Origin of the sequence: Nocardia sp. NPDC004168 (genome assembly GCF_040610355.1) — a bacterium.
GTDB lineage: Bacteria > Actinomycetota > Actinomycetes > Mycobacteriales > Mycobacteriaceae > Nocardia > Nocardia sichangensis.
Window position 1 is genome coordinate 26,265 of record NZ_JBEXME010000026.1, and the last position, 11,806, is coordinate 38,070.

The window sequence follows — 11,806 nt, forward strand, 5'->3', positions numbered from 1 at the left end:
GGAGTGGCTTGTGCGCCACCGGGGAAGTTGCTCAGCCACCCGTGAACTCGGGTGGTCTGCGCTCCAGCACGGCCGCGACGCCCTCGCGATGGTCTTCGGTGTGATGCGCGGCGGCCTGCATGGCCGCCGACAGCTCGAGCAGGCTTTCCAAGGTCTGGTGTGTTCCTTCGCGCAGCAGCCGCTTGGTCATTCGCAGCACATGCGGCGGATTGGCGCACACGCGGGCAGCGAGCCGGTGGGCCGCGTCCAAGAGTGCGCCGGGCTCCACCACCTCCGAGACCAACCCCCAGTCGAGTGCGGTGTGCGCGTCGATCGGCTCACCGGTGAACGCCATTTCGCAGGCCCTGGCCATGCCGATCGCCCTGGGCAGCAGCCAGGCTCCGCCGTCGCCGGGGACCAGGCCGATCTTCACGAAGCTCTCGGCGAACACGGCGGTGGCAACGGCGATCCGCAGGTCGCACAGCAAGGCCAGGTCGCAACCCGCGCCGATGGCCGGGCCGTTGACGGCGGCGATGGTGGGTATCTCGCAGTGATACAGCGCTCTCGGGATGCGCTGAATCCCGTGACGGTATTCCTGACGTAGCCGCGCCGGTGTGCCGCCGAACATTCCGGCCCGGTCGCGCATGTGCTTGACGTTGCCGCCGGAGGAGAACGCCGAGCCCGCACCGGTGAGGATGGCCGCCCGGAGGCTATGGTCCCGGTTGGCCGCCGCCACCGCGTCCTCGAGGGCGCTGATGGTGTCCGCTTCGGAGATCGGATTGCGGGCTCGCGGGTTGTTCAAGGTCCAGACGACCACGTCGCCGGTCCGGTCGATCAGGATCGGGTCACTCATCGCGACCTCCGGACGCCGACTCGGACAGGACGATTCGCACATCCACCGGCGTGAGGTCGTGCCCGGACGCGATCACCGGATTGAGATCGAGTTCGGCTATCTCCGGGTGCGCGGCGACGAAATCCCCGATGCGCACGAGGAATCGCGCGAGCCCGTCACGATCGACCGCGGGCAGGTGCCGGTAGCCGTCGAGCATGCGGGAGGCGATGGTCTCCTCGATCATCTCGTGAGCTTCCGATTCGGTGAGGGGGACGGCTCGGAACGCGACATCCCGGACCGCCTCGACCAGCACCCCACCGGAGCCGAAAGCCAGCACCGGCCCGAAGATCGGATCCCGGGTCGCGCCGACGAGCAACTCCACACCAGCGTCGGCCATGGGGGTCACGATCATTCCGTCGATCCTGGCGTCGGGCACCTTCGCGGTCACCGCGTCGACAATGGAATCGGCGTTCTCGGTCGCGGTGGAGGCCACCACTCCCAGCCGGACGCCACCGACGTCCGACTTGTGGATCACCTGTGCTGAGACGACTTTCAGTGCACACGGTCGCCGGTACGCGGCGACTGCCGGAGCCACCGCATCCACGTCGCGCGTGAAGGTCCACATGCCGACCTCCACTCCCGCGTCGGCCAGCACCCGCCGCGCGGTCGGCTCGTCGAGGATCCCCGAACCCGGGATGGGCGGGGCGGGCGGCGGCAGTGTCAGCGAGGAGCGCCGGGCGCGCTCGGCGATCAGGCGGCCGCGCCGGTGCAGAGCCGCCGCCGCTCGCACGGCGTGCTCGATCGAGCCGAGCACCGGTACGCCGCCGGCGCGCAGCCGGTCGTGATTGGCGATATCGAGACCGGCGTAGCAGCTCTGGATCACCAAGGGCACCTTGTATTCGGCCGAAAGCGCGAGCAGGACGCCCGCCGTCGCGTCTTCGCTGTCGCGCAATCCCGCGTCGAAACGCAGGTGGTAGCCACCGAACAGCCCGATGATCAGCACGAGGCCCACCGCGGGATCGCGCATGAGGATCTCGGCGGCTTCGGCGAAGACCATCGGGTCGGTATCGGTGGCGCCGGCCACATCGACGGGGCCCGAGACCGCGGCCGCCGCGCCGAGCACTTTCCGCAATTGTTGCCGGGTGTGCTCCGCGAGCCGCGCGGATTCGATCCCGTGCGCGGCCAGGCCGTCCGCCGCCAGCGCGGCGTGTCCACCGCCGTCGCTGAGAATCGCGACCGTGCGCCCCGGGGTGATCGGAGCACACACGGCGAGGGCTCCCGCGACGACCGCGAGTTCGTCGGAGCGATCGACCAGTTCCACCCCGGCTTGGCGCAGGACGGCGGTCGCCACCGCGTCCGAGCCCGCTATCGAGCCGGTATGCGAGGCCGCGGCGCGCCGGCCCTCCTCCGAGCGGCCGCCGCGCAGCAGGACGACGGGCGTGTCCGGCACGGTCCGAGCGGCCGCCACCAGGAACGACCGCCCGTCGGCGAATCCCTCGGAATGGATCGCCACGACACTGGTTTCCGGATGACGGGCGAGTTCGACCAGGCATTCGTCGTAACGGACGTCGGCTTGGTTGCCCAACCCCACGTACGCGTGAAAGCCGGGACCTCTGAGGACGTTGTTGTCGTTCACCAGCGACAACAGCATGTTCCCGCTCTGCGTGATGACGCTGATCGGTCCGCGCGGAACACCCTGCAGCCCCACCAGATTCGCACCCGAAGTGAGGTTGAGCAGGCCGGAGGTGTTGGGACCGATGACGCGAATGCCGGTCTCGTCGATCGCGGCTGCCAGCTCGGCGGCGAGATCGGCGCCGTCCACGCCGATCTCACCGAAGCCGTTGGCGAGCACCACTGCTCCGGCGATGCCCGCGGTCGCGCATTCACGCAACACGCCGGGCACGGCTGCGGCGGGCAGGGCGATCAGCGCGACATCGGCGCCGGGAGGAACCTGATCGAGCGATGCGCAGACATCCAGGCCGAGTATTTGCCCGGCATTGGGATTGACCGGATAGACAGGGTTTTCGTAACCGGCCTCTCGCAGAGCGCGAATGGCCTGGTGACCACGCTTCGCCGGGTCGGAAGACGCACCGACCACCACGACGGAGCGCGGATCCAAGAGACGTTCGAGCGCGGTGCGGACCGAGGCGTCGAGTGTGGGCACGTCACTTCCCTTCGAACACAGGGGTGCGGCGTTCGGCGAACGCCGCGACGCCCTCGGCCCAGTCCCTGGTCGCCATCAACTCCAGGATCTGGCGCGGCTCACCGGCGAGCGCGACTTCCAGGGGATCGTCACGGCGCAGCGCGGCCTTCATCCGCGCCAGCGACAACGGCGCTTTCCCCGCCAACGCGTCGGCGAGTCCGCGCGCAGTATCGAGAAGGACGTCACCGGGCACCGACGCGTAGGCCAATCCCCACTCGAATGCTTGTGTGCCGGTGCAGCGCTCGCCGAGGACGAGCAGATCGGTGGCGCGGCGCAGACCGACCAAACGCGGTAACCGATGGGTGACTCCGCCGCCGACGAACGTCCCGATGCTCACCTCGGGGAAACCGAGCTGCGCGTCCTCGGCCATCACGAGGAAGTCCGCGCTCACCGCCATTTCGGCGCCTGCGCCCAGCGCGTATCCGCCGACGGCGGCGACGACCGGCGTGTCCATTCGCTGGATCTGCTCGCAAGCCCGCTGGGCGAGATCGAGGTAGTGCGCTTGCTCGGTGGGCGTGCGGGAGCCGGCGTGGTGCGCTTTCAGGTCGGCGCCGGCGCAGAACGCGCGGCCCGCGCCGTGCAGCACCACGCAGCGCACCGCCGGATCTGAATCGGCGACCACCAGATGGCCGATCAACGCTTCGTAGAGCTCTTCGCTGACCGCGTTGAGCCGTTCCGGACGGTTCAACGTCAGCGTCGCTGTCGGACCGGACCTGCTCACCAGCACCATGGACATTCGCTCATCTCCTCCTGCTCGGGTGGACGTCACACTATGCCATAACAGTTGCATTCCCATCTCTGAATGCAAATCGATTTGCACGCACGGGGACGCGGGTGTTGCATGACCGACCATCAGTTACCCGGGTCACAGCCCACGGTCCTTGGGAGGCATCGTGCCCACCTCAATTCCCCCTACGCGAAATCTGCAGCACACCATCACCACTCGTCAGCTCACGATGATCGGGATCGGCGGCGTCATCGGTGCCGGGTTGTTCGTCGGCAGCGGCACCGCGATCGCGGCCGCCGGACCCGGCATCGTCCTGGCCTATCTGCTCACCGGCCTGGTCGTGATCCTGGTGATGCGCATGCTGGCCGAACTGGCCACGGCGCGCCCGGAGACCGGTTCGTTCTCGAGTTACGCCTCACGCGAACTCGGGCCATGGGCCGGACTGTCGGTCGGCTGGGTGTACAGCTACCACTGGTCGGTGACGGTCGCTTTCGAGGCCGTCGCCGGTGGCGCGATCGCCAACCAGCTGGCGCCCGCGGTGCCCGCCTGGGCGTTCGCCCTGCTCTTCCTGAGCGCCCTGACCGGAGTGAACTTGTCCGCGGTGAGCTCGTTTGCGCGTTTCGAGTTCTGGTTCGCCTTGATCAAGGTCGCCGCGATCGTCGTCTTCATCGGCGTCGGCATCGCGGCGATCTGCGGCGCGTTCGCCCACTACACCGCACCGGGCACGACGAACCTGCTGGGACGAGGCGGGTTGCTGCCCAACGGATTCACTCCCCTGCTGGCCGCGTCGCTGACGGTCTTCTTCTCCTACTTCGGCACCGAATTGGTCACCATCGCCGCCGGTGAGGCCGACGATCCGGTCAACGCCGTGCGGGCGAGCATGCGCAGCGTCGCCGGGCGCATCCTCGTCTTCTACGTGGGCTCGATCCTGGTCGTCGTGACCTTGTTGCCGTGGGACAGCGCCGAGATCACCGAAAGTCCGTACACCGCGGTCCTGAATCTGCTGGGGATTCCCGGCGCCAGGACCATCATGAACCTGATCGTGCTCACCGCGGTGCTGTCGTGCCTGAACTCGGGGCTCTACTCCGCGTCGCGCATGCTGTTCGCGCTGGCCCAACGCGGAGAGGGGCCGCGACCGCTGGGCCGCGTCACCCGCTCCGGTGTGCCGACGGCCGGGGTTCTCGCCGCCGCGAGCGCCGGATTCCTGGCCGTGGCCGCGAACTACTTCCTGCCCACCGGAGCGGTTTTCAGCTTCCTGCTCAGCTCGTCCGGCGCCGTCGCGGTGGTGGTCTACCTGTGCATCTGCGCCACGTACATCGCCGGCCGACGCAACCGCGCCGCCGTGGAATCCGCCGCGCCGGCCGTACGGATGTGGGGGGCTCCCTATCTGCCGTACCTGGTCTTGGTCACTCTGCTGGGCATCGTGGTGGGGATGGTGTTCGGTTCCGATACCCGAACGCCGCTGGCGCTCACCCTGGTGGTCACGACCCTGGCCGTCGCCGCGGGCCTGCTGCACCAACGTCGCGCCGACCGGGTCGCGGCGATGACGCCGGTGAAATAGCCACCGGCAGAGCAGGATCAGACGCCGTCGGCGGCGTATACGCCGAATTCGCCCAGCAGTCTCTCCTCCTCCAACAAGGTGTCGCGGACCTCACGGCCGAGGAGGTGCGCCACCGCGCCGGACAACGCCTGGACGATCGACGTGAAGGCGGTGATCGAGCGCAGCACGCTCGCGCTCGACGCCTCGACGTAGAAGGTCTCGTGCGCCGCCGCCGCCAGCGGCGAGGCCGGGGTGTCGGTCAGGGCCACGACGTGGGCGCCACGCTGGCGGGCCCACCGCGCCGCACGGACCGTGTCGGAGCTGTAGCGATGGATCGATATCGCCACGAAGCAATCCCCCGCGCGAACACGGCGCAGTTCGTCGGTCAGCGACCCCCTGGTCCCCGTCACGGTCGCCACGTCCTCACGCAACAGACCGAGCAGGTAGCCCAGCAGATAAGCAGGCGCGTGGCACTTGCGCAGGCCCATCACGTGGACGCGGGGCGCGCGCGCCAGCTGGGCGGCCACCGCGTCCCAAGTGGCGTCCGCGATGCCCGCGAAGGAACGCGCGATGTTCGCCTGGTCCAACACCACCTGGCTCTCCCGCAGGCCCGCACCCTGCGCCACCAAGTGTTCGAGATTCTCGAAACGGCGCAGCAACTGCGCCCGCTCCTGCAGCCGCTCCTGACACAGGCGGGCCAAGCCGGGATATCCCTTCAGCCCGAGGCCATTCGCGAACCGCACCACCGTCGCCTCGTTGACGCCGACCGCGCTCGCCAGATCGGACACGGTCATGAACGCCACCGCCTCCGGGTCGGACAGCACGCGCTCGGCCAGCTTCTTGTGCGAGGCCGACAGCGAATCCCATCTGGCGCGGATCTCGGTGACCAGATCGTCGAATGTCGCCGGACCCGTCGCCGACTCCGCACTCGCGCCCACCGCGCCTCCTCCACCACTTCGACCACCACGGATTCTTTCCCAATCTATCCGACCGAGCCGAGCGGCCCCCCGGGGTCGGCCCCCGATCCGGGGCGCAGGAAATCGGTCCCGCTGGAGCGCACATCCCGTCCCCACCGCCCGGCTCGCACCGGATTTCGCGGCATTGTCGCGTTCGCCGTCTGATGCACACCACGAACACGACTTCATTGGTGATGCCAATCAAAGGTAGGTATAGTTGGCACCGCCAATGTTAGTGGCGCCAACGAAAGGGGCTCTCATGTCCACGAATACCCTGATCGCCGATCGGATCGAGATCGCCGATCTGTTCGCGCGCCTGGCGCGCCTGCTCGACGAGAAGCGATGGGAGGACGCGGCCACCGTCTTCGCCGACGATGTGGCGATCCACTCGCCCCGCAACGGCGACCTCCAGGGCATCGACAACCTGGTCGGCCTCATGCGACAAGCCGAGGTCGCGGAGGAGCACACCCAGCACGTGACCACCGACCTGTTGGTGGACGTCCACGGCGACCAGGCTGCCGCCTCGGCGAACTCGCTCGTGTACTTCTTCCGTGAAGGCCGAGCACCCCATCGAACGAGCGGCCTGCGCATGGCCTGCACCGTCGTACGGACGCAGGCGGGCTGGCGACTCAGGGAGTCGCGGACCACACTTGCCTGGATGCACGAGGAGTGATCTCTCCCCACCCCGCCGGCTCGGCCCGGCGGGCTCCGGATCGTTACCGCGTAACCGGATCAGGACGCGGTCAGCTCGGCGGCGAAGAGCTCGCGCACCCGCTGCCAGGAATCCTCGGCGGCTTGCTTGTCATAGACCTCACGGCCGGGGAAGAAGAAGGCGTGCCGAGCCTCGGGATACACCACCACGTCGTGCCGGACACCCGCCGCCGACAACGCCGCACCGATCCGCTCCCGCTGATCGGCATCGATGATGTGATCCTGCCCGCCGAAGAACAGCGCCAGCCGAGCGGTGATACCAGGCGTCGCCGCCGACAGCGGATCCGGAACGCTCAACGCCATACCCGAGTCGGGCACCCATCCCGGGTAGTAGATGGCGGCGGCGCGCAGCGGCAGCCGGGTCGCCGCGAAATAGGTGACGTGGCCACCGAGGCTGAAGCCCAGCATGCCGACCCGGTCACCGGCCCCGGCATGCTCGCGGGCATGCTCGGCGGCGGCGCGCAGGTCCGCCTCGACACCGTCGCGGGTCAATCGGCCCAGCAGTTCGAACGCGCGGGCCCGGTTGGCATCGCTCTCCTCGAACCCGGCAGAGGTCTCGGGACCGCTGCGGTGGTACAGATTCGGCGCGATCGCCACATACCCCAGGGCGGCGACATCGCGCACGACGGCCCGGACCTCATCGGTCAGCCCCCACAACTCGGCTCCGACCAGGACGAGCGGGTAGTCGCCCACCCCCTCCGGCCGGGCGAGATAAGCCGCCATGGGTGTCGCGTCGTCCTGGGGGATTTCGATCTGCTCGGCCGTGATCTCGTATGTCACGAGGCCACTCTAACCGCTTCGGATCGCCACCGCGCCAGAGGAAATCGCGCACCGGCTCTCCGGAATCACGGGCACTGCGCCAGGACGCCCAGCGGACCGCACCCGGGCGGCGGATCCGGCCCGACGTCCTCGGCTGCGCCGGGATCGTCGGCGACCGCCTATCCGATGTGTAGCGGCTCCCGCCCCGGACCGCGAGGGCCCCCGACTCGAGCGGCGAGGGTTCGCGCCGCACACCGTCACAGGTGGCAAGTCGTCCGGTTGCGGCGAGGTCGCTGCTGGGCCTGTAATGAGCGCGAGCACCCGCTGAGGCGGGGTGATACCCAGGTGGACGGCGTGGCGGTCCGCCGACCGCGAGGAGTGCACGATGACAACCGGATACGTGTGGAACACCCTCTACGGGTGGGCCGACACCGGCAGCGGCAGTTTGTTCCCGTCCGACGTCACGGTCGGTCTCCAGCCGATCGGCCACCACCTCGCGCATCCCGACACCAAACGACGCTTCCACGAATTGGTCTCGGTGTCCGGACTGCTGGACGAGTTGCACTCGATCAAGGCGGAACCGGCCGACGAGGCCGACATCTTGCGGGTGCACACCACGCAACATCTGGAGCGCATCAAGACCGAGAGTCTGCAGCCGAAGGGCGGGGATGCCGGCGACGGCGTCTCGTCCTTCGGCAAGGGCGGATACGAGATCGCCGCGCTTTCGGCGGGCGGTGCGATCGCACTCGTGAAACATGTGCTGGCCGGGACGGTCGACCATGGTTACGCGCTGGTCAATCCGCCTGGGCACCACGCTACCCGCGCTACCGGCATGGGCTTCTGCGTCTTCAACAACATCTCCATCGCCGCCGCCTACGCGAAAGACGTACTCGGCGTGCGACGCGTCGCCGTCGTCGACTGGGACGTCCACCACGGCAACGGCACGCAGGACATCTGGTATGAGGATCCGTCGGTCCTGACCATCTCGATCCACCAGCATCTGTGTTTCCCACCGGATTCCGGCTACCGGGAGGAGCGCGGCACGGGCGACGGACACGGCTACGCGATCAACGTGCCGCTCCCGCCGGGTAGTGGAGACGCCGCGTATCTCCATGCGATCGACCGAGTCGTCGAACCCGCGCTGCACGCCTTCGCGCCCGAGCTGATCATCGTCGCGTCCGGTTTCGACGCGAGCATCCTCGATCCGCTGGCTCGGCAGATGGTCACCAGCGGCGGCTTCCGGCACCTGACCCGCCGGATGCTGGACATCGCCGCCGCGACCTCCGCGGGCCGGATCGCCTTCGTGCAAGAAGGCGGCTACAGCCCGCACTATGTTCCGTTCTGCGGGCTGGCGGTGCTCCGCGAACTGCTGGGCGAACCGTTCGTGGACGACCCGTACACACCGATCGTCACAACGCAAGGCGGCGACGTCCTCCTCGACCACGAGGCGGCCGCGATCGAAGCGGCCGCCGCCTTGGTCGCCGAACTCTGACCCCAGTCGGCCCATGGCGACACCTGCTGTCCGGCGCAGATTCAGAACGGCTCGGCGGGACGCGCTTTCGCCGAACCGCCGCACCGGGATTCGCTGGACAATCGCTACCGGTGACGACGACAACTGCGCCTCCGCTGGAGACATCGTTCAGTTCGCGGCGAACGCTTCGCCACGAATCCACTTCAGCAGGGTCGGATTGTCCACGGTGGTGATGACGCTGACCTCGTGCCCGGCATCGAGCGCCTGGCCGGTGAGCAGACGGCCGGTGGGACCATTGGCTCCGAACACTGTGATACGCATGGCAAACTGTTCCTTCCCGAGCACGACACGCACTGACAATCGGTTCGGAGGGCCGTGCACAGCCGAGTGACGCCTATCGCCCGTGCCCGAAAGGCTTCGGTCACGGCCACGGCGACGATCTCGACCGTCACGACCAACCGAGCGACCACAAGACGCCGGTGACGGCGCCCGCGTGACAGGTACGGACGCGTGACATGTGTCACCTGAAGGGCGACACCGGTTGGACCAGGTCCAGCGCCTGGCGCATCGGTCGGTCTCGGCTCGGAGTCACCTATGCCGAGGAGGCGAGGACGCCCGGGTTCACACCGTGCCGGCGTGCACCAGGTGCGGCACCGAATTCGCCGGCCGAGCCGCGGCTCCGACGCCATACGCGCTCAACAACTCTGTCGCAGTACGGTCTTCGATCCGTGTGAAGCCGAAGGACAGCAACGCATCGCGGATCTCCTCCGCGGTGAAGAAGCTGAGCCACGGCTCACCGACCGCGGCGACGCGATCCGCGCGTGCCTGCCTGTCGTCGGCCGCGACGTCATGCGGCGCCGAGGAGGGCGGGTACAGATAGTCGAAGACCACCTCCGCGGCGGCGCCGTGACCGGCGATGTAGCGCAGTGTGTCATCGATCGATGCCCTGGTCAGGTACATGACAACACCCAGCCAGACGAACAACGCGTCGCTGCTGCGGTCCAGACCGGCCGCGGCCAATCCGGCGGCGAGCGTGGACTCCTCGAAGTCGATCGGGGCGAACGTCAGCGATGGCGGGACGGCGATTTCGGCCTCGGCAAGCCTGCGCCGCTTCCATTGCTGGGTGTCGGGATGATCGACCTCGAAGAATCGCACGTTCTCGTGGGTATTGCGGTAGGCGCTGGTGTCCAGCCCCGCACCGAGGACGACTACTTGGTTCGTCCCCCGGGCCACCGCGGCCGCCACCACGTCATCGGCGAAGCGGCTGCGCGCCGCGATGAACAAGCGCCGTCGACGAGCCAGATCCTGGTCGATCCCTCGCTCGAATTCGCTGGCGCCTATGGCTGCTTCGCCGACGATCCGCACAGCCAGCGGATCCGTGAACACCCGCGGCTCGTCGGCGATTTGATGGTGGGCCCTCGCTCGCGCTACGGCCATGGCGGTTCTACTCGGTTCCCCGACCTGCATGCCGCCACCCTACCGATCGGACCGGATCACCCACACACCAGACGGTGACCGTCGCCGCTTGACGCACCACCACCTAGATGAGAGCATTGCTCTCAAGAAAGAGCGGTTATCACTGGAGGTAGTTGTGCTCGGCGCGGTCAAAGCGGCCAATCTCGGCCTGATGTTCTTGTTGGAGTTGAGCGTGCTGGGGAGCGCCGGATATTGGGGTTTCACCGTGAATGCGCAGTGGCCGATCAAGGTCGTGGCGGGCATCGGCGCACCCCTGCTGCTCGCGGTGCTGTGGGGACTGTTCGCCGCAGGCGGCGGAACCAATGCCACATACCCTTTGCACGGTTTCGCTCGAATGCTGTTCGAATTGGCCTGGTTCGGCACCGGCGCATTGGCGCTGTACGGCGCCGCGTCACTCACCCCGGCCGCGATCCTGTTCGTCTGCTACCTCGTCAACGGCGTGCTGCGCCTGGCATGGAACCAGGGGTGACGCGGCACCGACGCAGCTCCACGCCGAGAAGCCCGCCGAAGACCAGTTCCCCGCGGAGAACGGCGATTCGAATTCCCGTCCCATTCCGCGCTCCCGGTCGCGCGGCCCGCAGTCGGGCGCGCCGTCCACGATGGTTCACCGATCCCGGCCGCCGCTGGTGAGTAATGCCGCACCGCAACACTATTCGATGAGAGGGTCCTCGACGACGGTGTCCAGGTGCGTCGACAGGTCGTCGACCAGGCGACCGAGCAGGCGAACGAGGTCGCGCTGATCGGACGCCGACCATCCCGACAGGGCCTGGTCGAACCATCCGTCGATGACTCGCAGATAACGGCCGATCAGCTTCTCCCCGGCCGGAGTGAGGGTAATCAATCGGGCGCGTTGGTCGTCCGGGTCCGGGACACGCTGCACCAAGTGGCGCCGTTCGAGACCGTTGAGCTGGCGCGTGACGTGCGGCCCGGCCACCTGCATCCGGGCCGCTATCTCCCCTACCCGCAACGGTCGCCCGGCGGATTCCAGGATCACGAGTATTGTGACCGCGGGCCGCTCCAGGGTGATTCCGGCTGCCGCCGTGGCTGTTTCGAACAACTGCCCACGACCCAGCGTGTTGCTCAGCTGCGTCATGCGCGGCAGCAGCCCCTTCAGCGCGTCGTTGTCGCCGCTCATTTCCCACCTTGTTCAGA

12 protein-coding genes are annotated in these 11,806 nt (G+C 68.1%); 4 read left to right on the plus strand and 8 right to left on the minus strand.

Annotated elements, in window-relative coordinates; translation table 11 throughout:
• Positions 1–31: 31 nt before the first annotated feature.
• From ABZW96_RS30680 to ABZW96_RS30690, 3 genes are read right to left on the minus strand one after another with little or no spacing between them, the layout of a single operon-like run.
• The gene (locus tag ABZW96_RS30680; RefSeq protein ID WP_355079330.1) at positions 32–832 is read right to left on the minus strand and encodes a crotonase/enoyl-CoA hydratase family protein; all 801 of its coding nucleotides are present in this window, start codon (positions 830–832) and stop codon (positions 32–34) included.
• Positions 825–2,975, minus strand: coding sequence for an acetate--CoA ligase family protein (locus tag ABZW96_RS30685; protein WP_355079331.1), 2,151 nt, complete (start codon positions 2,973–2,975; stop codon positions 825–827). Before ABZW96_RS30685 ends, ABZW96_RS30680 begins: the two co-directional genes overlap by 8 nt.
• 1 nt (position 2,976) lies before the next feature.
• Complete coding sequence (locus ABZW96_RS30690) at positions 2,977–3,750, minus strand: enoyl-CoA hydratase/isomerase family protein (protein WP_355079333.1); 774 nt, start codon at positions 3,748–3,750, stop codon at positions 2,977–2,979.
• 157 nt (positions 3,751–3,907) lie between these two features.
• Between ABZW96_RS30690 and ABZW96_RS30695 the strand changes: the two genes are divergently transcribed.
• Entirely contained in the window at positions 3,908–5,302 is a 1,395-nt protein-coding gene (locus ABZW96_RS30695; RefSeq protein ID WP_355079335.1) for an amino acid permease, read from the plus strand.
• 17 nt (positions 5,303–5,319) lie between these two features.
• Here the strand turns inward: ABZW96_RS30695 and ABZW96_RS30700 are convergent, their stop codons facing one another.
• Positions 5,320–6,219 (minus strand): MurR/RpiR family transcriptional regulator, encoded by a 900-nt coding sequence (locus tag ABZW96_RS30700; RefSeq protein WP_355079337.1) that lies wholly within the window; start codon positions 6,217–6,219, stop codon positions 5,320–5,322.
• Between the two features lie 277 nt (positions 6,220–6,496).
• Between ABZW96_RS30700 and ABZW96_RS30705 the strand changes: the two genes are divergently transcribed.
• Complete coding sequence (locus ABZW96_RS30705) at positions 6,497–6,910, plus strand: nuclear transport factor 2 family protein (RefSeq protein WP_355079339.1); 414 nt, start codon at positions 6,497–6,499, stop codon at positions 6,908–6,910.
• A gap of 59 nt (positions 6,911–6,969) precedes the next feature.
• On the opposite strand, the gene ABZW96_RS30710 is transcribed toward ABZW96_RS30705, so the two are convergent.
• The gene (locus ABZW96_RS30710) at positions 6,970–7,728 is read right to left on the minus strand and encodes a dienelactone hydrolase family protein (protein ID WP_355079341.1); all 759 of its coding nucleotides are present in this window, start codon (positions 7,726–7,728) and stop codon (positions 6,970–6,972) included.
• Between the two features lie 364 nt (positions 7,729–8,092).
• Between ABZW96_RS30710 and ABZW96_RS30715 the strand changes: the two genes are divergently transcribed.
• Positions 8,093–9,199, plus strand: coding sequence for a class II histone deacetylase (locus ABZW96_RS30715; protein ID WP_355079343.1), 1,107 nt, complete (start codon positions 8,093–8,095; stop codon positions 9,197–9,199).
• 147 nt (positions 9,200–9,346) lie between these two features.
• Here the strand turns inward: ABZW96_RS30715 and ABZW96_RS30720 are convergent, their stop codons facing one another.
• Together ABZW96_RS30720 and ABZW96_RS30725 are read right to left on the minus strand one after the other, a co-directional pair.
• Positions 9,347–9,499 (minus strand): hypothetical protein, encoded by a 153-nt coding sequence (locus tag ABZW96_RS30720; protein WP_355079345.1) that lies wholly within the window; start codon positions 9,497–9,499, stop codon positions 9,347–9,349.
• A 300-nt stretch (positions 9,500–9,799) separates the two neighbouring features.
• The gene (locus ABZW96_RS30725; protein ID WP_355079347.1) at positions 9,800–10,645 is read right to left on the minus strand and encodes an SAM-dependent methyltransferase; all 846 of its coding nucleotides are present in this window, start codon (positions 10,643–10,645) and stop codon (positions 9,800–9,802) included.
• Between the two features lie 58 nt (positions 10,646–10,703).
• Between ABZW96_RS30725 and ABZW96_RS30730 the strand changes: the two genes are divergently transcribed.
• Positions 10,704–11,123: a YrdB family protein gene (locus ABZW96_RS30730; protein WP_355079349.1), complete on the plus strand. Its 420-nt coding sequence runs from the start codon at positions 10,704–10,706 to the stop codon at positions 11,121–11,123.
• Positions 11,124–11,303: 180 nt separating this feature from the next.
• On the opposite strand, the gene ABZW96_RS30735 is transcribed toward ABZW96_RS30730, so the two are convergent.
• The gene (locus ABZW96_RS30735) at positions 11,304–11,789 is read right to left on the minus strand and encodes a MarR family transcriptional regulator (RefSeq protein ID WP_355079351.1); all 486 of its coding nucleotides are present in this window, start codon (positions 11,787–11,789) and stop codon (positions 11,304–11,306) included.
• Between the last annotated feature and the right edge of the window lie 17 nt (positions 11,790–11,806).